Here is a 23,817-nt window from a genome sequence, read left to right as displayed (position 1 = left end):
AACTCAAGTCACCCAACTTCTCGCCCCCAAGGATAGCAACTCCGGCTGCTGGCTTGCTGCTGGTTGGTTGCTGGTTTTTGAAGACAGAGTAATAGCGTATTTTTTCTGCTGCTTGTTGTTTCCTGCCGGTTTGCTGCTTGTTTTTAAAGACAGAGTAACAGCGTATTTTTTTCGCTGCTTGATGTTTTCTGCTGGATGGCTGCTTGTGTTTGAAGACAGAGTAACAGAGTAGTTTTTTCGTTGCTTGATGTTTCCTGCCGGTTTGCTGCTTGCTTTTAAAGACAGAGTAACAGCGTAGTTTTTTCGCTGCTTGATGTTTCCTGCTGGATGGCTGCTTGTGTTTGAAGACAGAGTAATAGCGTATTTTTTCTGCTGCTGCGGGCTTGCTTGGTTGCAGAAATAAGCAAGCAACGATTTGCAAAAAGACAAACTGGTATCCTCCCCTTGGAAAGGGGAGGCGGAGGAGGGGATGACCTGACAGCAGAGATTGTCCATGCAGCTTAAGGTATCATCCCCTCCTAACCTCCCCTTTCTAAGGGGAGGAAACGCTGTCGCAAGTTTTCTACTATATAGTTGCTGATGATTAAAGACAGAGTAACAGCGTATTTTTTCAGCTGCTGCGGGTTTGCTTGTTTGCAGGATTAAACAAGCAATGATTGGTGACAAGTCAAACTGGTATCCTCCCCTTAGAAAGGGGAGGCGGAGGAGGGGATGACAAGCAGCAGGATATATGTACCGCAAGACTCAACCTCACAGCAAAAGCAGTTTAAATTTACAGAAAACAAAAGAACGTAAGCGAGCAAAAAATAACTTTCAAAGCCATTGGATTTAACCCAGAATGTAATGTATTGAAATCCAACAACTTACAAGTAAGAAAGTGAGAAGTGCCTTTCAAGGGCCTTGAACACATCTTTCAAGCCTCTTAAAGGTATCTTTCAAGAGGCTTGAAACATAGATCCTACTCCAGCCCTCCCGATGGGGAGGGAACATTGCTTGCACTATCTTTTGCTAAAGTTGCACATTTTGAAAACGCTGTTACTCTGTTTTTAATCATCAGCAGCTAACCTGCATGAAGCCTTCAGCAGTAGAAAACATACGCTATTACTCTGTCTTTAAAAACCAGCAGCTATCCGGCAGGAGGCCCGCAGCAGCAGTTCCTCAACTTGGAAAGGAGGGCCGGAAGACGGGATGACGCACAGGCAGCTACGCCTTATGCTCCTTGATGAACGGCACGCAGCAGGCACCAATGAGCAGACTCACGCCCGCCACTATCATCATGTTGCTCTGGTGAGAGCCTACGAGACTAAGCACGCCGCCGCCGACAAGGGCTGCGATAATCTGCGGAATGCAGATGGTGCCGTTAAAAAGGCCCAGGTAAGCTCCCATGTGGCCGTAACCCTGCAGGGCATTGGTAACGAAGGTGAACGGCATGGCCAGCATGGCAGCCCAGCCGCAGCCAATGAGAAGGAAGGGAATGAACTGCAGGTACTTGTCGTGCAGGAAGGGCACGAGAGCAAAACCGATGCCACCAATGACGAGACTCACGGCATAGGCCATCTTCATATTCTTGAACTGCGGCAGCACCACGGCCCACAGTACGCTGCCAATGGCCTGCACGGCAAAGAGAATGCCTACCCAGTTGCCGGCTGCCTGGAAGTCGGCCGAAGCCGGGTCGGTATTGTTCCACACCGTCTCGGCTATGGCGCCGGTGCTATAGTTCCACATGTAAAGGAAGCCGGCCCAGCAGAAGAACTGCACCAGTCCTACCTTCCAGAAGGTGGAAGGCGCCTTGCGGAGCAGTGTTATCCAGCCTCCGCCGTCCTTGTCGCCCTCCGTCGAGGCTGCCTGAGCCTCCTGCGAGACGCCGTTGTAGGAAGCATATTCCGCGGGGTTCCACTCCTTCACCTTCACCGTGGTGTAGATCACGCAGAGTATCAGGATGGCAGCACCCACGTAGAAGGACCAGATGACGCTGTCGGGTACGGTGCCCTTGGGGGCCACGTTCTGTATGCCGAGCCACGTGAAAAGGAAGGGGAAGATGAACCCCATTACCGAGCCGGCGTTGCACAGGAAGCTCTGGATGCTGTAGGCCTTAGCTTTCTGACGCTCGTTCACCATGTCGCCCACCAGCATCTTGAAGGGTTGCATGGCCATGTTGATGCTGGTATCGAGGAACATGAGTGCTACGAGGCCGAAAATCATGGCTGCCGAGACCGTCAGTCCGAACGAACCGGCATTGGGAAGCAGGCACATGACGAGCACGGCCAGCGTGGCTCCTATAAATAAATAAGGTATGCGGCGGCCGAAGCGGCACCAGGTGCGGTCGCTCAGCGTGCCCACTACAGGCTGCACAAGGATGCCCATGAGGGGCGGCAGTATCCAGAAGTAGCTCAGGTTGTGGGGGTCGGCGCCCAGAGTGGCAAAGATACGTGAGATATTTGCACTCTGCAGCGCATACGCGATTTGCACACCAAAGAATCCGAAACTCAGGTTCCAGAGTTTCCAAAAGGTCAAATCAGGCTTGGTTTTCAATTCAGAATTCATAATTCACAATTCATTTGTATTGCCTTCTCTTGTGCCATAAGCGCGGAGACAGGCTTCTATTGGTTAGTAATACTATATTGTTGTTGCTTTTGCACACCGATGCTTTACACGGCGCAGCAGGTCTCCCACCCCTTGGGGAGGTCCGGGGAGAGGCTTCGATTTACCGCGTTGTACCGCGGATAATCAGCTTCGTCCTCACCACGCGCTTCTCAATCTTCTCCATGGGGCTCATGCCTTCCACCTTATTTATTAGTATGTTGGCAGCCTCCTCGCCCACCCGCTTGCCGCGTTGCTCCACGGTTGTAAGCATGGGGTCACAGGCTATGGCGCGTTCGCCGTTAGTAAAACCGCAGATACTCACGTCCTCCGGCACGCGCAATCCCAGCCGTTTGACGGTGTAGAGCACGCCAATGGCCGTGTCGTCGTTCACGCAGAAGAAGGCATCCGGCCGATTTTCGGCCTGCAGCAGTTCGGGCGTGATGAGCTCGGCATCCGAGCGGTTATCGCAGAAGCGCATGATGTGCTCGTCAACTTCAAGTTTGTTATGCAGCAGGGCGTCCTTGTAGCCGTTGAAACGGTTCTTCGATATCTCCAGCGTAAAGGGCGACCCGTAGTAGGCTATGTGCTTGCAGCCGGTCTCGATGAGATGGCTCACGGCATTGAAGGCACCCATATAGTCGTCTACCACCACCAGACTGGCATTCACGCCGGTGCAGATGCGGTCGTAGAAAACTATGGGTATGCCGTTGTCGATGAGCTTGCGGAAGTGGTCGTACTCCACGGTGTTCTTGGCCTGCGACACGATAACGCCGCACACCTTGTTCTTATAGAAGGCCTCGCATATCTTGGCCTCGCGCTCAAATTGTTCGTTGCTCTGCGCCACCACCATCTGGTAGCCGCGGCCGAAGGCCTCCTCCTCGATGCCGCTCAGGATGGTGGAGAAGTAGTAATGGGGCAGTTGGGGAATGATGACACCGATGAGTTTGATGGGTTTTACGCGCGAGTGGCGCAGCTGCTCGCCGATAACGTTCGGAAAGAAGTTGTGCTCCTTGGCGTATGCCTGTATGGCCTCGCGCCGCTCCTTGCTGATGCGCGGGTTGTTGCTCAGGGCCCGGGACACCGTGGCTACTGATACGCCGAACTCCTCGGCTATGTCCTTCATCGTTATCTGGATGTTGTCGGTCATTGTAGTAACAGGTTTACGGAGGCAAAATTACGGAAAGCAGGCGAGCTGCCAGCCGCTACCTCTTTAATATATACACATTTACACGCGCAATCGTTTGCACATATAAAACAACGCTTTTTACCTAAAAAAAGTACAATGTAAGGTTAATAAATCTAATTTTGCAGCAAAGAAAGTTCCCTAACAACCTAAACGACAAGCAGAAAAGGGGAACACGCTATCGACACTACCAACCGGAAAGAACGCCTGCAAACACTTACACAGCCACTGCCCCCGCAAGGGTGAGTTCCGTCGGCGATAGTTGTCGCGCCTAAACCGCAAATTAACATTCATGACAAATAAAGTTAACTTAAAACAAAAAATGATGAAGCAGGTAAAATTCACAATGCCTCTAAGGATGCTTGCGCTCGTATGCGCGCTCATTCTTTCTGTAGGCGCCTTTGCACAGCAGATAACTGTCAACGGCCAGGTTAAGGATGCTGCCGGCGAGCCTATCATTGGTGCCACTGTCCGTGTTGAGGGTCAACAGGGCGGTACGGTATCTGATATCGACGGCAACTTCACCCTTAAGGCCGCACAAGGCGCTACCATTACCGTCTCCTACATCGGTTACCAGGAATACAAGGGCACAGCCAGCCCCAACATGGTTATCGAACTCAAGGACGATGCCGCGCAGTCTCTCAACGAGGTGGTGGTCATCGGCTACGGCGCAGTTAAGAAATCAGACCTCACGGGTTCGGTAACGCAAATTCAGCCCGACAGCAAGAACAAGGGTCTTGTTGTCAACGCACAGGACATGATGCAGGGTAAGATAGCCGGTGTAAGCGTAACCAGCGGCGGCGGTACGCCGGGCGGCGGCGCTACCATCCGCATTCGTGGCGGCTCGTCGCTCAATGCCAGCAACGACCCGCTCATCGTCATCGACGGTGTTGCTATGGACAACAACGGCGTAAAGGGTCTCGCGAACCCCCTCTCGATGGTTAACCCGCAGGACATCGAGTCCTTTAACGTACTCAAGGACGCCTCAGCCACAGCCATCTACGGTTCGCGCGGCTCCAATGGTGTCATCATCATCACTACCAAGAAGGGACGTGCCAACCAGCCCATGTCCGTTTCTTACGCCGGAAGTGTATCCATGAGCATGAAGAAAAAGACCATTGACGTAATGGACGGCGACCAGTATCGCAAGTTCGTTACCGACCTCTTCGGCGAAGGCAGCACCCAGGCACTGGCCTTGGGAACCGCCAACACCGACTGGCAGGACGAGATCTATCGCCAGGCTTGGAGCCATGACCACAACATAACCGTATCGGGAGCCGTGGGCAAAACCGGCAACGTGCTGCCTTACCGCGTGTCTCTGGGCTACACCAACGAACAGGGTATCGTCAAGACATCGAGCTTTGAGCGCTATACAGGGTCGGTGAACCTGAGCCCCTCGTTCCTTGACAACCACCTGACGGTGAACATCAACCTCAAGGGAATGCTCGCCAAGAACCACTATGCCGACGGTGCAGCCATAGGTGCAGCCGTTGCCATGGACCCCAGCCAGAGCATTTACGACACCACCTCGAGTGATGCCAAGAACTTTGGCGGCTACTTTGCCTGGAGAGGTGAGAGCATGGGAGCTGCCGACCCCACCTGGCCCAGCACCTTCAACACGCTGGCTACCAAGAACCCCGTAGCCGTTCTGAACCTGAAGGACGACCATGCGCTGAGCCGCGACTTCATAGGCAACGTGGAGGTTGACTACAAGATACACGGCTTCGAGGACCTGCGACTGCACGCAACGGCCGGTCTCGACATCGCCAAGGGCGAGCAGGACACCAACGTACAGCCCACATCACCGCTGGCACCTTACTTCGGTTCCATCGGCTACGACAAGATTTTGAAGCGCAACCAGACCTTCAACGCCTACGCGCAGTACTACCATGACTTCAAGGACAAGTACCAGAACCACTTCGATATCATGGCAGGATACGAGTACCAGCACTTCTGGAGAGACCAGCACTACCGCACGCTGACCTACTACCCCTCTACTAACACAGACCATCCGGGCGAGGTCAACACCGATAACGGAAAGGACTACGACGGTGACGGCGTAAAGGACCCGTACCACTACGCTACGGAAAACTATCTGGTATCGTTCTTCGGACGTGCCAACTGGAACATGATGAACCGCTACTACCTCACTGCAACCGTGCGTGACGACGGTTCCTCGCGCTTTGAAGACCACTGGGCCATCTTCCCCTCCGTTGCCTTTGCATGGCGCATCAAGGACGAGAACAAGTTCCGCGACATCAACTGGCTCTCCGATCTCAAGCTCCGTTTGGGCTGGGGTATGACCGGCCAGCAGGAAGGCATTGGCGATTACAACTACTTCTCCATATATGAGCTCAGCTCAAGTCCCAACAACTACTATCCGCTTTATGGCGACGGAACGCTTGCCCGGCCAAAAGCAGTGAACAAGAAGCTGACCTGGGAGACCACTACTACTTATAATGTAGGCCTCGACTGGGGAATTTTTGACCAGCGACTCACGGGTAGCTTGGACTGGTACTTCCGCAAAACGACCGACCTACTCAACACAGTTTACGTGGCAGCAGGCTCTAACTTCCGCAATCAAGTAACCTCAAACATCGGCTCACTCACAAATACAGGTGTGGAGGCAACCCTTAGCTGGACTGTTCTTGACCAGAAGAATACCAAGGACTGGTACTGGAAGCTGGACTACAACTTCACTTACAACCGCAACAAAATTACCGACCTGACCGGCGGAAGCAACGCCGACTACTACATTCCCACAGGTGGCATCAGCGTAGGTACAGGCGGCAACTGCCAGGCTCACGCCGTTGGGCATCCTGCCAACTCGTTCTACGTTTACCAGCAGGTTTACGACAAGAGCGGCAAACCACTGGAGGGCGTGGTCGTAGACCGCAATGCAGACGGCAACATTACCGAGGCCGACAAGTATTTCTACAAGAGTCCGATGGCTCCGGTCACAATGGGACTCTCCTCGAGGCTGGAATACAAGAACTGGGACTTCGGCTTCTCGCTGCGTGCCAGCTTGGGTAACTACGTGTTCAGCGACGCCATGGCCAACCTCGCTCCTATTGGTCCAACCGCCATCTGGGCTCCGTCAAAATATCTGGCAAACCGCCCGCTGGCTTCATTACCCTACAACTGGCAGCTCGGCCAGGAAACAGTAAACCTCTCCGACCGCTGGGTTCAGAACGCTTCTTTCCTCAAGTGTGACAACATTACCTTGGGTTACAGCTTCGCACAGCTCTTCCGCACCGGTGGCTGGGGCGGCCTCAACGGACGTGTTTACGCAACGGCATCCAACGTGTTCACCATCACCAACTACGACGGAATTGACCCTGAGATTATTACAACAGATGCTTACGGAACCAAATTCGGCATTGATAACAACATCTATCCACGCCCAATCTCGTTCATTCTCGGATTAAATTTGAACTTCTAACCATAAGACTTATAATTATGAACAAATATATCAAGAACTTTGTTCCTGCTGTCGCACTGCTTGCCATGGGGCTTAGCTCCTGCGTAGGCGACCTGGATGTGGAGCCTATAGACCCCAACCTGATTACGACTCCGGCCATTGAGCAGGCTTACAACAAGTGCTTTGCCAACCTGGCTATGGCCGGCAACAGCGGCCCTGACGGCGACACGGACATTGACGGGCTCGATGGCGGCACCTCGGCCTTCGTTCGTCAGCTCTTCAACGCCAACGAACTCACCACCGACGAGGCCATCTGTAACTGGACCAACGACGAAGGCATCCCGCAGTTCAACTTCAATACCTACGGTGCCAGCCACCCCATGCTGCGCGGCTTCTACTATCGACTCACCACAGGCTATACCTACTGCAACAACTTCCTGGCCGACTTCGGCGGGCAGAACAAGCAGATGGATGCCGAGATACGCTTTCTCCGTGCATTGGAATACTACTATCTGATGGATTGCTTCGGCAACGTGGGCTTCACGGAAACCGTTTCGGCCGAGAATGCTCCGCGCTATACCCGCAAGCAGATGTACGACTGGCTGGAGCAGGAACTGCTCACCATTGAGCCCGACCTGGCCGACGCCAAAGCCAAAACGTCTGCCGACGAAGGCTACGGACGCCCCGACAAGGCCGCCGCATGGGTGCTCCTCTCCCGTCTCTACCTCAATGCAGAGGTCTATACGGGTACTGCCCAGTGGCAGAAAGCAGCCGACTACGCCAAGAAAGTAATCGACTCGCCCTACAAGCTCTACACCGGCGAGAAGAAGAACGGATGGACCGCATACCAGCAACTCTTCCTGGCAGACAACGGAGAGAACGGTGCTTCGGTCGAAGCTGTGTTCCCTATTAAGTTCGACGGCAAGGCAACTGCTGCCTACGGCGGTACCAACTACTTCACCGGTGGATGCTATGACGCCAACGTAGTGGTTGACCCGCAGGGCACCAAGAGTGCTAACCTCACCATGAACGCCAACTGGGCAGGCATCCGCTCACGCAAGAGTCTCGTCGACAAGTTCTTCCCCAACAACAACGCTCCGCACGTTGAAGCCCGTTACATGCCCGAGGAAGCCGGCGACGACCGCGCCATCTTCGACGGCAAAGGTGGCGAAAAGGACGACGAGAAGCGTACCGTATCGCAGGAAACCGCCGATGATTTGGGCAAATTCGTTAAGGGTTTTGCCGTTGCCAAGTATGCTAACTTCTGCGCATCGGGTGCAAACCCCAAGGACACTAAGTTCCCCGACATCGACTTCTTCCTGTTCCGGGCAGCCGAGGCTTACCTCACTTACGCCGAAGCTACGGCCCGACAGAACGGTGGCAACACCACGGCAGAGGGTACAGCCTACATCAACCAGATACGTGCACGTGCCCACACCACTACCCGCACAGGCAGCTACACGCTGCGCGACATCATGGACGAGTGGAGCCGTGAGTTCTACTTCGAAGGCCGCAGACGTACGGATCTCATCCGGTTCAACTGCTTCGGCGGCGACAACAACTACAACTGGCCCTGGAAAGGTGGCGTAGCAGAAGGCAAGAACTTCTCTGCCAACCGCAACATCTTTGCCATTCCTACTACCGACCTGCTCATGAATAGGAACCTCCTTCAGAACACAGGCTACTAAAAGCAAGCTCGGCCGGAGGGCTGAAAGGTTCTCCGGCCCATCAAAGATAAACTAAAGAAGAATAGAAAATGAAAAAGATACTGAAGTCAACCCTGTTGCTCGCTTGCGGCGTGTGCCTCTTTTCCGCCTGCTCCGACGACAACGACTCGAACCCAACGCTGCAAACGCCAACCCGGTTCGTGCTCAACACGCCAGCTCTGGCAGCCAACGGCGTTTACGATTTGGCCAACTCCACGACCGTGGAGCTAACCTGCTCGCAGCCCGACTACGGCTTCCCTGCCACCACGCAGTACACTGTGCAGGTGGCAACCAAGCAGGACATGTCCGATGCTGCCGACCTCGGCACCACCTTTACCACTGCCAAGATGGCTGTACCGGCCGACGAACTGGCCAGCACTCTGACCGACCTCGAAGTGCAGCAGGGTAAGGAAGAAACCAAGGACTTCCCGATGGACATTCCCGTCTACATCCGCGTAAAGGCCAACTTGCTGACAGCAAACGGCGATCCCGTAGCCAACACGGAGATACTCTCGAACACCGTGACCCTGAAACAGGTGCACCTGCTCTTCTCGCTGCCGCCTGTAACGGCTCCCGAGCACCTCTACATTACCGGCGAACAGTTCGACAACTTCAAGTGGGACAATGCCGTAGAGATGGCGCCCGTACACAGTCACCCCGGTGTTTACTGGCATCTTGTCTGGATTGGCAGCCAAGGCATCAAGTTCAATGCAGCCAAGGCCTGGGACGGTAACGAGGTTGGCTTTGCCGGCATCACGAAGAGCGGCGAGCTGGCCGACCAGATCATCGACGGCGGCGGCAACATTGCATCCAACAAACCGGGCTGGTACCTCATGGTGGTTACCTGCACCGTAAAGGGACGCGACCTGCTCTACGACGTCCGCTTCGAGCAACCCAACGTGTACCTCATGGGTAAGGCTACCGTAGGAGGCAATTGGGAGAAGGGCGAGAAGGCTGCTCTCTTCACCGTACCTACAACTGCCGACGGCGAGTTTGTTTCTCCGGCATTTGCCCAGACAATACCTACAGGCGACGACAGCGGCATTCGTGCTTACGTTGACCTTGGCTTCGACTGGTGGCAGAGCGAGTTCATGGTATTCGACAAGAAGATAGTTTACCGTGGTACCGGTGGCGACCAGAGCCGCGTGGCCGGCGATGCAGGGCAGAAACTGTACCTCAACTTCCAGAAGGAAACAGGCGAAATCAAGTAAACAATTAAAACAACAGAGATATGAAAAAGATATCATTGTATCTATCACTCGCACTGGCAGGGCTCTTCATGGGCTCCTGCAGTGACGATTATACCGACTGGGCCGACCCGCAGAGCTACGCACCGGAAGACGCCGTTACGCTGCCCGGCTTCACGGCTACGGCTGCCGATGCCATTGACCTCAATCAGGATGCCGACAGTGTAAAGACATTCACGCTGAGCACTGCCGCCCTGCCGGAGGGCTATGAGCTGGCAAATGCACGCATAGAGCTGACCCCCGAGGGCGTTGACAACGCCACCACGACCACGCTCAACACCACGCTGGCCGGTCTTACCAATGCTGCCGAGTTGCAGGAACTCATTGCCGCAGCCTACGGAGTGCGCCCCACCAACCGCGTACTCAATGCCCACGTTTACGTGAGTGCCGTCAGGAACGGCCAGGCTGCCCTCATCGACGCCGGCACCCTGCAGGTTAACGTAACGCCAAAGGCGCCCGTCATCGAGCAGGCCTACTACCTCACCGGCTCCCTCACGGGCTGGGACAACGGCAACAAGACCATCAAGTTCGCCAACGGCGGCGGCGATGTTTATGCCGACCCCATCTTTGTGGCTGTGTTCGATGCACCTGCCGGCGGCAGCGACATCGAGTTCAAGCTCACGCCGGAGTCAAAGATTGGCACGGACGACTGGAACAGTTGCCTGGCTGCAGGCGACGAAGGCAAGTTCAACTACAACAATGTTGGCAAGAACTTCAAGATTACAGCCGTGCCGGGTGCCGTGAAGTACCGCGTTACCTTTAACATGCTGGAGCAGACCTGGAGCTATGAAGGGCTCAACTTTGCCGAGTTCATCTACGAAACGGGTAACAACACCGGCTGGGGTGACGGTCTCTCACTCTACGGACCCAACTTCGACGGCAAGTATTATGCAGCCCTCTACCTGCAGTCGGGCGTCAAATTCCGCTCCAACCTCAGTGACTGGAACGGAGAATGGAACCTCGGACAGGATGGTGGTAACCCGCAGGAAGGCGTACTCATCAACAGTGGCAGCTCGAGCGACATCAAGCTCACGGCCGACGGTTTCTACAATGTAGAGGTAGATGTGGCCAACCTCACCTACAAGTTCACGCCGTTTACAAGCATCGACATCATAGGTGACGGCCAGCCGGGCGGCTGGAACAGCGGCACCGTTATGACCTACGATACGGCCAGCCGCACCTGGACAGCCAAGGGCGTTACACTGACCGATGGCAGCATCAAGTTCCGCTCGGACCAGAGCTGGAGCAATGTAAACCTCGGAGGTTCGCTCGCCAAGCTCGTACAGGGCAGCAACGACAACATCCCGGTCAGCGCAGGAAAGTACGACATCGTGCTCCACTTGGAGAACACTGCAGCCCGCGCACCTTACGCCGAGCTGAAACCAGTGCCGTAGGCGGCGGCTTACAGCACACCGAACTCAGAGCTTCATCAAGCTACATATCGCAAAGGCGGCATCCGAAAACGGGTGTCGCCTTTTGTATTTTGCGGCCATGAGCGCAATCGTTTGCACATTAATAAAGCCTAATTGACATAAATCAAGTATCGTGCTGACAGAAAATAAGTTGTAAATTAGCAACCGCCAATCAAACATATCACCAAATGAAGAAAATATACTCTTTACTCACATCATTGCTGCTGCTCCCCCTGAGCCTCTTTGCACAGGGCTGGCCGGCCGCCTATAACGGCGTAATGCTGCAGGGGTTCTACTGGGATTCCTTCGACGCAAGCAAATGGACGAACCTTGAGGCACAGGCCGAAGAACTTGGCCAGTACTTCTCGCTCGTCTGGATTCCGCAGAGCGGAAACTGCGGTGGGCTCTCTATGGGCTACGACGACTTGTATTGGTTCGAGAATTACGACAGCTCCTTCGGCACCAAGGCCGAGTTGCAGAAACTCATCAGCACTTTCAAGAGCCACGGCATAGGCACCATTGCCGACGTGGTTATCAACCACCGCAAGGCCCTATCGGGCTGGACAGACTTCCCCTCCGAGACCTACAACGGCAACACCTACCACCTGCTGTCCACCGACATCGTATCCAACGACGAGGCGGCCAGCCAAGGCTACACCGTTGGAAGCAACCCCGATACGGGCGAAGGATGGGACGGCATGCGCGACCTCGACCACAACAGCCTGAACGTACAGGCCAACGTAAAGGCCTACCTCAAGATGCTGCTGGGCGACTTGGGCTATGCAGGCTTCCGTTACGACATGGTCAAGGGCTACGCTGCCAAGTTTACGGGCATTTACAACACCGACTCAAAGCCCACCTACTCCGTAGGCGAGTACTGGGACGGCAACGCCGGCAACGTGCAAAGCTGGATTGAGGGCACCAAGGTTAACGGAGCCATCACCAGCGCTGCCTTCGACTTCCCCCTCCGTTACACCGTGCGCGACGCCGTGAACAACGGTAGATGGAGCAACCTGAACACCGGCAGCGGGCTGGCAAAGAACAGTACGTACCGCCGCTACGCCGTAACCTTCGTGGAGAACCACGACACCGAGCGCCGCAGCAACGCCGCCCAGGACCCCATACTCAAAGATACGCTGGCCGCAAACGCCTACATTCTGGCCATGCCGGGCACGCCCTGCATCTTCCTGAAGCACTGGGCGGACTGCAAGCAAGACATCAAGCAGATGATTGACGTGCGCCGGCTGGTGGGCATTACCAATGAGAGTAACACCGACACCAACTACACGAATGGCACGGGATATCAGGGTATCGTGACCACAGGCACCAAGGGAGACCTGCTGGCCATCATCGGCACCCAGGCCGGAAGCTACCAACCCACGGCTGCCTGGGCCGAGATAGCATCGGGCTACCACTGGAGATACTTCGTCCGCAAGAGCTCTGCCGAGACTGCTTGGGCCGACCTGCCCGGCGGCACCTACGACGGCGAGCAGCAGGTAACGCTCAAGGCCATATCAGCCGGCACCACCCAGCTGGTTTACACACTCGACGGAACGGAGCCTACGGCTGCCAGCACCAAGGCTACCAACGGCCAGCAGATAACCATACCCGTAGGCACAACGGTGCTGAAGGTGGGCCTGCTCGTTGCCGGAACGGTGAAGGGCGTCATCACCCGCACCTATACCGTGAACGACTTCAAGCCCTATACCATCAAGGTTTACGTGAATGCAGAGAGCGCGGGCACTGCCTGGGCGGCAGCATCGGGCGGCATCAACTACTGGACTTGGGGCGGCGACGGCTCTCACAGCCCCAAAAATGCAAGCTGGCCGGGCGACAAGATAACCGCCAAAGAGACCCAGGCAGGCAAGAGCTGGTTTGTAAAGAGCTTCAACATCAACTCCTCCACCGACTTTGTCAACTTCGTGTTCAGCATCGGCACGGGTGCACCGCAGACCGTGAACGTGGAGAACGTGAAGCAGGACAGCTACTTTGAAATCAGCTCCGAGCAGGAAGGAGCCAACTACAAGGTAAAAGACGTGACGGATGTTGTTACCGGCATCAGTGACATCCGCACCGATGCAGCGCCCGCCCGGGCCGACGTCTACACCCTCGACGGCCGCTTCGTCCGCTCCGCCTCTACGGTAACAGAAGCCGTGAGGGGCCTCCATAAGGGCGTGTACATTGTGGGCGGAAAGAAGTACATCGTGCGCTGACGGCGCCCGCAACGTACCTCTCTGGGAAGCACAATCCCCCGATAAAGGGGCCGAAGGGGCCGGGCAGGAAGTTTTGACAGGTGTCGCACGAACGTGAGACAAGTGTCGAACAATCGTGCGACAAGTGTCGAAAGTTTCTGGGTGATGGGTGTTGGGTGATGGGTGATATATGGATAGAACTTGGGGTGTTGGGTGTTGGATGATGGGTGATATATGGATAGAACTTGGGGTGATGGGTGTTGGATGATGGGTGATATATGGATAGAACTTGGGGTGGTAGGTGTTGGGTGATGGGTGATATATGGATAGAACTTGGGGTGATGGGTGTTGGGTGGTAGGTGTTGAAGTGATATCACCCGAACCAAAAGCACTATCAGCCAGAAAACCAACAAAAAAGGCAACGGAGAAACGCTCTCCGCTGCCTTTTTCGTTTGCCTGCGCCTTGGCGGTTACTGCTTGTCGTCGCCCGTATCCTTAACTATCTTGGGGCCGCGCACCTTGTCTTTCGGCGTCAGTCCTTTCTTTATTTCAATGTTGATGCCGTCGCTCAGGCCCGTGACCACCTTGCGGCGCTCGTAGGTTTTATCCTCTCCGGCACCTTTCACGATATATACAAAGGTGTTGCTGCCGCTGAACTCGATGGCACTCTCGGGCACCGTGAGCACGTGGTCGGCATGAGCCAGCACTATCTCGGCATTGGCACTGTAGCCACTACGTATGCGGCTGCCGCTCACTCCCTTGATGGCAGCCTTTATTTCGAACTGGTTGGCGCCGTTGCTCTCCACGGCCTTGGGCGAGATGTACTCCAGGCTGGCCTGTAGGTGGGTGTCGGTCATGGCGCCGATGGTAATCTTCATGGGCATGCCGAGCACCAGTTGGCCCACTTCGGTCTCGTCTATATTGCCGCGGAAGATGAGGTCGCCCATGTTTGCTACGGTGGCTATGGTGGTTCCGTCGTTAAAAGTGTTGGACAGAATGACCGTGTTGCCCACCTTGACCGGCACGTCAAGGATGAGTCCGGTAATGGTGGAGCGTATCAGAGTTGAGCTCGTGTTGGCGTTGTTGCGCGAAACGCCGTCGCGTACAACCTCCAGATTGTCCTGCGATGCACGCACCTCTTCCCGTGCCTGCTGGTAGGCCTGGCGCACCTTGTCGTACTCGTTGCCGCTTATCAGCCCCTTGTCGTAGAGCGTCTTCTGGCGCTCATAGTCTATCCTGGCCTGCCTCACGTTCACGCCGGCAAGCCTCAGGCGGGCCTGGGCGGAGCTAAGCTGCCCCATGTCGGGTATCACCTTCACGCGTGCTATTATCTCGCCGGCCTGCACCATCTGCCCGGCTTCCTTCATAATCTCGGTGATGATGCCCGAAATCTGCGGCTTCACGTTCACCTCGTTGCGCGGTTCAATCTTGCCCGTCACCACCGACGTGCGTTTCAGGTCTTCGTACTTGGGAACGAACTCGTCGTAAGCCACGGCCTGCGGGCGCGACTGGAACCAGAGAAACACAAAGGTTCCGATGAACACAAGCAGTACAAGGGCTGCCACAACAAACTTCAATTTACCTTTCATAAAATCTTACCAGAGTTATTATCGTTTTACTTTTTGATGCTTTGTTTTCAGCTTTACTCGTCGCGCATGGCGTCAACGGGCTTGATGCTCATGGCGCGGGCGGCAGGCGCAAGGCCTGCCAATACGCCCAGCACACTCAATAGTACCACCGCGCCCGCGGCCGTCCAGAAGCCCACTTGGAAGTGGGCGCTCACTATTCCGTCCGTAGTGTTGCCCACCTGTATCATCTGCAGGATGAAGACAGCAAAGAGAATGCCGCTCATACCGGCCACGGCGGTAAGGATGATGCTCTCCGTGATAATCTGCGAAAGTATCATCCGGGGCGTGGCACCGATAGCACGGCGGATGCCGATTTCGGTCGTACGCTCGCGTACCGTTACCATCATGATGTTTGAAACACCGATGGCACCGGCCAGCAACGTGCCTATTCCCACCAGCCAAATGAGGAAGTTGACGCCCGAGAAGAGGCTGTCGACCATGCCGAACATCACCTCCGTGTTGAAGATGGTTATGGCTTTCTCGTCCGTGGGGTCAACGGCATGGGCGCGGGCCACCACCTCACGCATGTGCTGACTTATCTGGCTCATGGTTACGCCGGGCTTGGCGGTGGCGCAGATGAGGTGCACCTGGTCGCCCATGTTGTACGCCTGCTGCATCAGGGTGATGGGAATGACGACGCTCTCTTCGGCATTTCCGTTGATTGACATGTTGCCGCTGCTGTAGTCAACGCCCACTACGTGGTAGTAGATGGAGTCGATGCGCACCAGCTCTCCGCACGGGTCGCCGCCTCCGGGGAACAGAGTCTTGTACACCTTCTTGCCCAGCACGCACACTTTCCGGCGCTGTTGCATGTCCATCTGGTTCAGGTAGCGGCCGTAGAAGAGCTGCGGCGTCTCCACGCGGGCATAGTCCGGCAGCAGTCCCTTGACGCTGCAGGAGCTCTTCTTGTCGCCGAACACGACGTTGCCTCCCCACTTGCTGAGCATCGGGGAGACCACATCAAGCTCGGGAACCTGTGCTTTCAGGCGGTCCACATCCTTGTACACCATGTCCCACTGGCGGCCTTTGCGGTAGCCGGCGTAGGGCTTCGTGGTTGTTTGTGCAAACACCATAGCCGAGTTAGTGGCAAATCCTTCGAAGTTGTTGGACAGCTTTTCCTTCAGTCCCTTGCCTCCTCCGATGAGTGCCACGAGCATGAAAACGCCCCAGAACACGCCGAACCCGGTTAAGAACGACCTGCTCTTGTTGCGCGTCAGCGTGTCGAGTATCTCCTTGTAGGTATCTATGTCGATTTTCATTTGATGGGTGATGGGTGGTGGGTGATGGGTGTTAAATGGATGGAACTTTGGGTGTTAGGTGATGGGTGATGGGTGTTAATGGGGTTGGTGGGTGGGTGTTGGGTGATAGGTGATGGGTGTTAAATGGATGGAACTTTGGGTGTTAGGTGATGGGTGATGGGTGTTAATGTTTTGTTTGCTACTTAACTCCCTCCCCTTCGGGGAGGGCGGGGGGAGAGGTTTCATTCCATCCTCAACGCCTCTATGGGCCTGATGCGGGCTGCCTTGCGTGCAGGGATGAGGCCGGCGAGGGTTCCGGCGAGCACCATTACAAGCGTTGCTTCGATGCAGACGTCAAGACCAACGGTAGGGTTGACGAACATCGTGGCCGTAAAGAGGCCCGAGTCCACCTGCATGTGGCCGATGGTGGCGTCCATGTACTGGTTGGCCGCGATGCCCAGCACCATGCCCACGTAGCCGAAGAAGGTGGTGATGATGATGCTCTCCACGATGATGAGCCGCAGGATAGACCACGGCGTGGCCCCTATAGCCTTGCGGATGCCGAACTCGTGGGTGCGCTCCCTGACCGTTATGAGCATGATGTTGCTCACGCCCACGATGCCGCTAAGCAGCGTGAAGAGGCCTATCACCCACAGTGCCGTGCGGATGATGCCCATGCCGGTGTTCATCTGCAGGTTCTGAGTGAAGCGGTTCCAAATCCAGACGGCCTCCTCGTCGTCCTTTGCTGCACGGTGGTTGCCGTTCAGCGTGGCGCGGTACTGCTGCTCAAAGGCCTCGTTAGCGGCCTGCGAGTTGAGCCCGTGGAAGGAGAAGATGATGTTGCCGGTCTTGTCGCCGCGGTTGTATATCGTCCGGAAAGTGGTGAAGGAGATGAACGCGTCGGTGCCCATCCGGCTCTTGTCGCTCTTGTACACGCCCACCACCATGAAGGAGAGGTCGCCCACCTTGACATGTCGGCCCACGAGTTCGGCCACATGTCCGGGCGCCAGTTCCTTGCTCATGTCCTCGCTCAGCACAACAACCTTGCGGCGGTCGCGCAGGTCCACGTCGTTGATGAACCGCCCGCAGAGCATGTCGCGCTTGTTGATAACGATGTCGTTTGGGTACACTCCGCTGATGTTAGCATTGGTGTAGTTGCCTCCGTAGCTGATGTTTGTATTGCCATTGTCGAGCTCCGCGCCCACGTTGTCTATGTTCTTGCCGTACACCTTGCCCGTAAGTTCCATGTCGCGGTCGTTGAGTTCAACCGCTCGTCCTTCCTTCATGCCCTCGTGGGCCTTTGAAGTCTGGCCGCCGAAGACAACCATCGAGTTGCTGAGATACCTGCCCGTGTTCTGCTCCGTGGCGTTGATGAGCCCGTTGCCGGCACCCAGCAGGAAGATAAGCATGAAGATGCCCCACGCCACGGCGAAGCCCGTGAGCGCGGTGCGGAGCTTGTTGCGCCGGGCCGTTGACCATATTTCGCTGATGATATCCCGCATTTCAGGTTCTTGTTTTCGCTGTTACTGCCACGCCGAGTGGGCGCTTCGGTAAGGCAAATTGTAAATTATTGGTTTACAGATGGTTACATTTTACATTCCAAAAGGGCACGTTCAAGGGGCTTGAAGGGCATGTTCAAGGGGCCTGAAGGATAACATCAAGAGGCCTGAACGATGCCTTCAACGAGCCCCGCCGGCCGTTCCGGCTTTACTGCCCGCCGCCACCCGCCTGGGCAAATGCAGTGAGAGCGGCCCCCGCCAGCCCCGCACTGCGTCCCGACAGCAAAGGTTCTACTTCATCACTCCGTTGATGCCGAAGGGGCTGGAGTGGTGGTCGAGGTTCTCCTCGATGGTGCCTATGAGGCCGTCCTTGATGTGTACAATCTTGTTGGTCTCGTTAGCAACGCCGCTCTCGTGGGTCACCACGACTATTGTTTTGCGCTCCTCGGCGTTCAGCTGCTTCAGGAGTTCCATCACCTCGACGCTCGTCTTGGAGTCCAGAGCACCCGTTGGCTCGTCGGCCAGGATAATCTTGGGCTGCGTAATCAGTGCCCGCGCTATGGCCACTCGCTGCTTCTGGCCGCCGCTCATCTCGTTGGGATAGTGCTCGGCCCACTGCGTAAGGCCCAGTTTGTCGAGGTATTCCATGGCCAGCTTGTGGCGTGTGCGGCGGCTCACGCCCTGATAGAAGAGCGGCAGCTCTACGTTCTCCACGGCCGTCTTGAAGCCGATGAGGTTGAAACTCTGGAAGATGAAGCCTATCATGCGGTTGCGGTATTCGGCCGCACGGCGCTCGGAGAGGTCGCGTATGAGCGTGCCGGCCAGCTCGTAAGTGCCGCTGTCGTAGTTGTCGAGAATGCCTAATATATTTAATAAGGTGGACTTTCCCGACCCCGACGCGCCCATGATGGACACGAACTCGCCCTCCTCAATGTCGAGGCTGATGCCCTTGAGCACGTGCAGAGGCTGCGCGCCGAAGTATGTCTTGTTTACATCTTGTAAGTGTATCATCATAAGCTATAGACGTTGTTGGGGCAAGAAAAGTTGCAGCCGAGGCCGTTTTCACTACATGCGGAAGCTAATCGGCAGCCTGTATTGCACCCTCACCGGTTCGCCTTTCAGCGTACCGGGCTTCCAGGCGGGCATGGCTTTCACCACGCGGGCGCCCTCCCGGGCCATCTGGAGCAGGCACTCGCGCTTGAGTTCCTGCTGCTCCGACAGGGTTAACTTGTCGAACTTGGCTTGGTTAAGGCCCGTAATGGTGCAGTCGGGAGCGGTGATGCTGCTGATGGAACCATCCTTCTCGACCACGAACGACATCACTACACGCCCCTCGGCACCCAGTTTACGCGCCGCTTCCGGGTAGCTGAGGTTCTGTTTCAGGAAGCTCAGCAGCGCCTCGGTGCCGCCGGGATACTGCGGCATTCCGGCCACATCGGCCTGCGGCAGCGTATCGGCAACCTCGGCCAGGCGCGCGGCCAGCTTCTCTATCATCACCGTACCGAGGTCTATCTTGCCGTCGGGGGCCACGAGATACATGGTAGGAATCCAGTTCACATGGTAGTCGCGGTCTATCTTGGTCTCCTTTTTCCACTTCTTGAGTTCGCTGTATTGCAGCCATCTCATTTCGTTTTGGCGGATGCACTTGAGCCAAGCATCGCGGTCGGTGTCGAAGGAGATGCCGATGAACTGCACGCCGCGGGGGGCATACTTGTCGCGCAGCTGCTTCATGGCGGCAATGTCCTTGCGGCAATCAGGGCACCAGGAGGCCCAGAAATCGAGCACTACGTAGCGGCCGCGGAAGCTGCTCAGGGGGATGTTACGCTTGGGGTTGGAGAGGTCGACAACAAATTCGGGCGCCTCGGTGCCGGGTTTCAGCAGGTCGGTGGCGTACTTGGCATCGGCATCCTCCTGCTGTGCCAGGGCTCCGATGGCAGTTGTCAGCAGCAGTGCTGCAGCTAAAAAGCATCTTTTCATCATTGTTTCTGTTTTGGTTTATATCTTTTCTATTTTCAGTGTCTGGTCGCAGTAATCGACTATGGCGGGCCGATGGGTGATGAAGATAACGGTCTTGTCGTGTGCCGAGAGCACGTTGCGCAGCAGCTGCTCCTCCGTTTCGGGGTCCAAGGCGCTGGTTGCCTCGTCGAAAAGCATGATGCTGCGGTCGCGCAGCAGGGCGCGTGCAATGGCGATGCGTTGGGCCTGCCCCTCGCTCAGTCCGCCGCCCGACTCGCTGCAAAGGGTATCAAGACCGGCCGGTAAGTCCATCACGAAGTCGGCACAAGCCTTGTGCAGCGCCTCCTGCATGTCCTCATCGGTGGCGCTAAGACGGCCCAGCCGCAGGTTGTCTCGTATGGTTCCGCTCATCAGGGTGTTGCCCTGGGGCACGTAAACGAAGTTGCACCGCGTGCGCGGAGAGAGCTCCACGGTCTTGCGGTTGTTGTAGATACAGATGCTGCCCTGCTGCGGGTGTACGAGTGCCAGTATCATGCGCACGAGCGTGGTCTTGCCGGCGCCGGTCTCGCCGAGTATGGCCGTGCAGGAACCGGGATAGAAGTCGAAGTCCAGGTTCTTGATAACGGCGCCGTCAATGTCATCGTACGCGTAGGTTACCTGCTGCAGGCGGACACCGCAGGGGCCGTCAATCTCGATGGGATTGCCCTGCTCTTCGAGCGGGTTTTCTTCCAGTTCCATCAGCCGTTCGGCTGCCGTAAACACGCTCACGAAGGCCGGCACCAGCTTGGTAAGGTTGCGCGCAGGGCCCTGGATGCGGTTCACGAGCTGCAGGAAGGCCGTCATGCCGCCAAAGGTAAGCGTATGTTCGGCCATGCGGACGGCTGCCCACAGGAAGGCAACGAGGTAACCCAGGGCGAAGCCGAAGTTGAGTATGAGGTTTGAAAAGACGCTGAACACCGTACGCCTGACCACGTTGTGGCGCAGCACACTCTGCGTATTCTCCAGCCGGTCCACCATAGCAGCGTCGCTCTCCAGGGTCTTGATGAGCATGCGGTTTTGTATCGTCTCCTGCAAAACGCTCTGAACCTTGGAGTCGGAGTTGCGTACATCGCGCGTAAGCCGGCGCATCTGGCCCACGTAAATCTTGCTTACGGCCACGAAAACCGGAATGATAAGCACCGTGATGAAGGCCAGCGTGCGGTCCATGGAGAAGAGGTAGAAGAACGCACCGAGAAACATGGCCAGCACGCTGAGCGTACTCGGGATGGTTTCGGTAAGGAAGTTGACTACCGTATTGACATCGAACTCGAGCCTGTTGAGCACGTCGCCCGAGTGGAGAGCTTCCCTTCCGTGCCACTCGGAGCGCAGAATGCGGTCGAGCATGCGCTGCTGCATGCGGTTCTGAGCCTTGATGCCGAGGATGTTACGCACCCAAACAGTCGAGATGTTGAGTGCGAAATCGCACAGTATAAGGGCTCCCATGAGCGCCACAGCCTGGTAGATGGAGCCCGGAACCACGCCTGCAGCCACGTCGATGGCATGCTGCACCGCCCACACCTGGCTCAGACTAACGCACACCGAGAGCAGACCGATAACGGCGTTGAGCACGGCTTGCAGCCTGTTGCCACGCCAGGCGCGCCACAGCCACTTCATGATAACCCGCGCGGTGTACTTCTGTTCGGGTATTCTCAGCAGTTCGCGTATGTTCATCTTCATTGTTCCGTGCAGTTTGTTCGTCGTCGGCCGCCGCGCCGTTACTGCCGCTGGTCTACGCCCCACATCATCTTTTCGCGCAGCGTTGAGAAGTAACGCTGGCAGCGCCGCTTCACAATGCGGATGGCATAGGGCGCCTTGCGGATGGTGAGACGGGTGCCCTCGTCGAGCTTCTCCGACCGTCCGTCGATGGCAACGAGGTAGTTGTGCGAGCGGCTTTCTATCTCCAGACTTATCTCGCTGTCGTCATTGATGACGATGGGGCGTATGTTCAGGCTGTGGGGAGCTACGGGCGTGATGCACAGGTTGCGCGCATCGGGCACGATGATGGGCCCTCCGTTGGACAGGCTGTAGGCCGTCGAGCCGGTAGGAGTGGAGATGATGAGCCCGTCGGCCTGGTAGGTAACGAGGTATTCGCCGTTGATACAGGTGCGGATGCTTATCATCGAGGCGTCGTCGCGCTTGAGTACGGCGATGTCGTTCAGCGCAAACGGACTGCCCGGTATCGGCTCACCGGCGGCCGCAATCTCAATGACGGCATGCTCCTCGACGTCGTATTCGCCGCGGTACAGCTCGTCTACGGCCTGCTCTATCTCGCCCGGGAGCACGTCGGCCAGGAACCCCAGCCGCCCCGCATTGACGCCCACGATGGGCGTGAGCTTGCTGCCAACCCGGCTGGCCGCCCGCAGAAAGGTGCCGTCGCCGCCCAGCGAGAGCACGAAATCAGCCTGGAAGTGGCCGTCGTCGAACACGCCGGCAGGCTCGAAGTTCACCACACGCTGCCTGACCAGGAACTCATAATAAGGCCGGTCGATGAATATTTCGGCCTCATGTCGTTGCAGGCAGCTGATAACGGCCTGTACCGAGCCCGACTTCTTGGGCTGGAACTCATTGCCGAAGAGGGCAAACTTCATGTTGCGTGACGTCATGTTGTGATATTGCTTCGTTGAGTCGGGGCGCTGCCTCCACGTTTGGCAGGCCCTTATTTTTACTTGCAAACTTACATAAAAATATCGGATTTGGAACCAATCGGGCCGAGAATTTCACCTTTTTCGTACGAATATGCCTCCGTTTCCTTACGAACACGGCTCCACACAGCCCGTAGGCACTCGCCCGGAAGGCCGCCACCAGCGCCCTACAAGCACCCCGAGCGGGTAAAAGGAAACCCCTTTTCGGGTTCTTGAAGCACGTAAGCAAGAACTTTCGACAAGTGTCGCACATGAATTCGACACTTGTCGCACAATCGTGCGACACCTGTCAAAAGTTCCCGGAGCAAATCTTCAGCGCTCCTGCTCCACCCTTCACGCACCCCTGCTTCACCCTTCACGTGCAAAAAATATGTCCGGCCACGCCCTCCCCTCCTTCGGAGGGGCCGGGGGAGGTCTTGGTTTTCTGCTCCTGCATTTGGCAGTTTCAACAAAAAAAGCTATCTTTGCCATTAACTATACACTAACAACATGGCAAAAGTATATGAATTCCTGGCCAACGGCTTCGAAGAAGTTGAGGCGCTGGCACCGGTAGACATCCTCCGCAGAGGGGGCGTTGAGATAAAGACAGTGAGCGTAACGGGCTCGGAACTGGTGGAGAGTTCGCACGGCGTAACCATCAAGGCCGACCTCAGGTTCGAGGATGCAGGCGACTACAGCGATGCCGACCTGCTGATGATACCGGGCGGACTGCCCGGCGCCACCAACCTGAACGCCCACGAGGGAGTGAGAAACGCCCTGCTCAAGCAGTACGAGAGCGGCCGCCGCGTGGGCGCCATCTGCGCCGCGCCGATGGTGCTGGGCAGCATCGGAATACTGAAGGGCAAGCGCGCCACCTGCTCGCCGGGCTTCGAGAAGTACCTAACGGGGGCTGAATACACGGCCGAACTGGTGACCGAAGACGGCAACATCATTACCGGCGAGGGCCCTGCAGCCACCTTCCCCTATGCCTACAGGATTCTTTCCTACTTCATCGGAGACGGCGCCGTGGCCGAGTTGCAGGCGAAGATGCAGTACGCCCACCTGATGGAGAACCGCTAACAAGGCCCCCGG

The 23,817-nt window shown here is 56.3% G+C and carries 16 protein-coding genes; 6 read left to right on the top strand and 10 right to left on the bottom strand.

What is annotated here, in order from left to right; translation table 11 throughout:
• Positions 1-3: 3 nt before the first annotated feature.
• The 3 genes from BMW31_RS06360 to BMW31_RS06350 all read right to left on the bottom strand — a co-directional run bounded on the left by BMW31_RS06360 (position 4) and on the right by BMW31_RS06350 (position 3,730).
• Positions 4-666 carry a hypothetical protein gene (locus BMW31_RS06360; RefSeq protein WP_177166283.1) on the bottom strand — a complete coding sequence of 221 codons (663 nt, stop codon included), beginning with the start codon at positions 664-666 and terminating at the stop codon, positions 4-6.
• 537 nt (positions 667-1,203) lie between these two features.
• Positions 1,204-2,544, bottom strand: coding sequence for an MFS transporter (locus tag BMW31_RS06355; RefSeq protein ID WP_091822775.1), 1,341 nt, complete (start codon positions 2,542-2,544; stop codon positions 1,204-1,206).
• A 160-nt stretch (positions 2,545-2,704) separates the two neighbouring features.
• Complete coding sequence (locus tag BMW31_RS06350; RefSeq protein ID WP_091822772.1) at positions 2,705-3,730, bottom strand: LacI family DNA-binding transcriptional regulator; 1,026 nt, start codon at positions 3,728-3,730, stop codon at positions 2,705-2,707.
• A 358-nt stretch (positions 3,731-4,088) separates the two neighbouring features.
• On the opposite strand from BMW31_RS06350, the gene BMW31_RS06345 reads away from it, so the two are divergent.
• The 5 genes from BMW31_RS06345 (at position 4,089) to BMW31_RS06325 (ending at position 13,765) form a co-directional block, all read left to right on the top strand.
• On the top strand, positions 4,089-7,208 hold the full coding sequence (locus BMW31_RS06345) for a SusC/RagA family TonB-linked outer membrane protein (RefSeq protein ID WP_091822769.1): 3,120 nt from the start codon (positions 4,089-4,091) through the stop codon (positions 7,206-7,208).
• 17 nt (positions 7,209-7,225) lie between these two features.
• Positions 7,226-8,875 carry a RagB/SusD family nutrient uptake outer membrane protein gene (locus tag BMW31_RS06340; protein WP_091822767.1) on the top strand — a complete coding sequence of 550 codons (1,650 nt, stop codon included), beginning with the start codon at positions 7,226-7,228 and terminating at the stop codon, positions 8,873-8,875.
• Positions 8,876-8,943: 68 nt separating this feature from the next.
• On the top strand, positions 8,944-10,104 hold the full coding sequence (locus BMW31_RS06335) for a SusF/SusE family carbohydrate-binding protein (RefSeq protein WP_091822764.1): 1,161 nt from the start codon (positions 8,944-8,946) through the stop codon (positions 10,102-10,104).
• A 20-nt stretch (positions 10,105-10,124) separates the two neighbouring features.
• Entirely contained in the window at positions 10,125-11,534 is a 1,410-nt protein-coding gene (locus BMW31_RS06330) for an Outer membrane protein SusF domain-containing protein (RefSeq protein ID WP_091822761.1), read from the top strand.
• A 206-nt stretch (positions 11,535-11,740) separates the two neighbouring features.
• The gene (locus BMW31_RS06325; protein WP_091822758.1) at positions 11,741-13,765 is read left to right on the top strand and encodes an alpha-amylase family glycosyl hydrolase; all 2,025 of its coding nucleotides are present in this window, start codon (positions 11,741-11,743) and stop codon (positions 13,763-13,765) included.
• A 449-nt stretch (positions 13,766-14,214) separates the two neighbouring features.
• Here the strand turns inward: BMW31_RS06325 and BMW31_RS06320 are convergent, their stop codons facing one another.
• From BMW31_RS06320 to BMW31_RS06290, 7 genes are all read right to left on the bottom strand, one after another.
• Positions 14,215-15,333, bottom strand: coding sequence for an efflux RND transporter periplasmic adaptor subunit (locus BMW31_RS06320; RefSeq protein WP_091822754.1), 1,119 nt, complete (start codon positions 15,331-15,333; stop codon positions 14,215-14,217).
• Between the two features lie 53 nt (positions 15,334-15,386).
• A complete protein-coding gene (locus BMW31_RS06315; RefSeq protein WP_091822749.1) occupies positions 15,387-16,631 on the bottom strand; it encodes an ABC transporter permease in 1,245 nt (414 codons plus the stop codon).
• A gap of 221 nt (positions 16,632-16,852) precedes the next feature.
• The gene (locus BMW31_RS06310) at positions 16,853-18,112 is read right to left on the bottom strand and encodes an ABC transporter permease (protein ID WP_091822745.1); all 1,260 of its coding nucleotides are present in this window, start codon (positions 18,110-18,112) and stop codon (positions 16,853-16,855) included.
• A 288-nt stretch (positions 18,113-18,400) separates the two neighbouring features.
• Positions 18,401-19,120 (bottom strand): ABC transporter ATP-binding protein, encoded by a 720-nt coding sequence (locus BMW31_RS06305; RefSeq protein WP_091822863.1) that lies wholly within the window; start codon positions 19,118-19,120, stop codon positions 18,401-18,403.
• 54 nt (positions 19,121-19,174) lie between these two features.
• Positions 19,175-20,089, bottom strand: coding sequence for a redoxin domain-containing protein (locus BMW31_RS13425; protein WP_177166282.1), 915 nt, complete (start codon positions 20,087-20,089; stop codon positions 19,175-19,177).
• A gap of 15 nt (positions 20,090-20,104) precedes the next feature.
• A complete protein-coding gene (locus BMW31_RS06295; protein ID WP_091822860.1) occupies positions 20,105-21,775 on the bottom strand; it encodes an ABC transporter ATP-binding protein in 1,671 nt (556 codons plus the stop codon).
• A gap of 44 nt (positions 21,776-21,819) precedes the next feature.
• Positions 21,820-22,707 (bottom strand): NAD kinase, encoded by an 888-nt coding sequence (locus BMW31_RS06290; protein WP_091822741.1) that lies wholly within the window; start codon positions 22,705-22,707, stop codon positions 21,820-21,822.
• Between the two features lie 528 nt (positions 22,708-23,235).
• Here BMW31_RS06290 and BMW31_RS06285 point away from each other — a divergent pair.
• The gene (locus tag BMW31_RS06285; protein WP_091822738.1) at positions 23,236-23,805 is read left to right on the top strand and encodes a DJ-1 family glyoxalase III; all 570 of its coding nucleotides are present in this window, start codon (positions 23,236-23,238) and stop codon (positions 23,803-23,805) included.
• The last annotated feature ends 12 nt before the right edge of the window (positions 23,806-23,817 follow it).

This window comes from Prevotella sp. kh1p2, assembly GCF_900111525.1.
Taxonomy (GTDB): Bacteria; Bacteroidota; Bacteroidia; order Bacteroidales; family Bacteroidaceae; genus Prevotella.
The sequence above is the reverse complement of the archived record's forward strand: the minus strand, read 5'-3'. Positions and strand labels throughout refer to the sequence as shown.

What these genes read in the sequence shown, in the direction of transcription:
- BMW31_RS06345 (WP_091822769.1), top strand. Translation starts at nt 4,089, where the DNA reads ATGATGAAGCAGGTAAAATTCACAATGCCTCTAAGGATGCTTGCGCTC.
- BMW31_RS06285 (WP_091822738.1), top strand. Translation starts at nt 23,236, where the DNA reads ATGGCAAAAGTATATGAATTCCTGGCCAACGGCTTCGAAGAAGTTGAG.
- BMW31_RS06355 (WP_091822775.1), bottom strand. Translation starts at nt 2,544, where the DNA reads ATGAATTCTGAATTGAAAACCAAGCCTGATTTGACCTTTTGGAAACTC.
- BMW31_RS06305 (WP_091822863.1), bottom strand. Translation starts at nt 19,120, where the DNA reads ATGATACACTTACAAGATGTAAACAAGACATACTTCGGCGCGCAGCCT.
- BMW31_RS13425 (WP_177166282.1), bottom strand. Translation starts at nt 20,089, where the DNA reads ATGATGAAAAGATGCTTTTTAGCTGCAGCACTGCTGCTGACAACTGCC.
- BMW31_RS06310 (WP_091822745.1), bottom strand. Translation starts at nt 18,112, where the DNA reads ATGCGGGATATCATCAGCGAAATATGGTCAACGGCCCGGCGCAACAAG.
- BMW31_RS06315 (WP_091822749.1), bottom strand. Translation starts at nt 16,631, where the DNA reads ATGAAAATCGACATAGATACCTACAAGGAGATACTCGACACGCTGACG.
- BMW31_RS06295 (WP_091822860.1), bottom strand. Translation starts at nt 21,775, where the DNA reads ATGAACATACGCGAACTGCTGAGAATACCCGAACAGAAGTACACCGCG.
- BMW31_RS06325 (WP_091822758.1), top strand. Translation starts at nt 11,741, where the DNA reads ATGAAGAAAATATACTCTTTACTCACATCATTGCTGCTGCTCCCCCTG.
- BMW31_RS06290 (WP_091822741.1), bottom strand. Translation starts at nt 22,707, where the DNA reads ATGACGTCACGCAACATGAAGTTTGCCCTCTTCGGCAATGAGTTCCAG.
- BMW31_RS06330 (WP_091822761.1), top strand. Translation starts at nt 10,125, where the DNA reads ATGAAAAAGATATCATTGTATCTATCACTCGCACTGGCAGGGCTCTTC.
- BMW31_RS06335 (WP_091822764.1), top strand. Translation starts at nt 8,944, where the DNA reads ATGAAAAAGATACTGAAGTCAACCCTGTTGCTCGCTTGCGGCGTGTGC.
- BMW31_RS06350 (WP_091822772.1), bottom strand. Translation starts at nt 3,730, where the DNA reads ATGACCGACAACATCCAGATAACGATGAAGGACATAGCCGAGGAGTTC.
- BMW31_RS06340 (WP_091822767.1), top strand. Translation starts at nt 7,226, where the DNA reads ATGAACAAATATATCAAGAACTTTGTTCCTGCTGTCGCACTGCTTGCC.
- BMW31_RS06320 (WP_091822754.1), bottom strand. Translation starts at nt 15,333, where the DNA reads ATGAAAGGTAAATTGAAGTTTGTTGTGGCAGCCCTTGTACTGCTTGTG.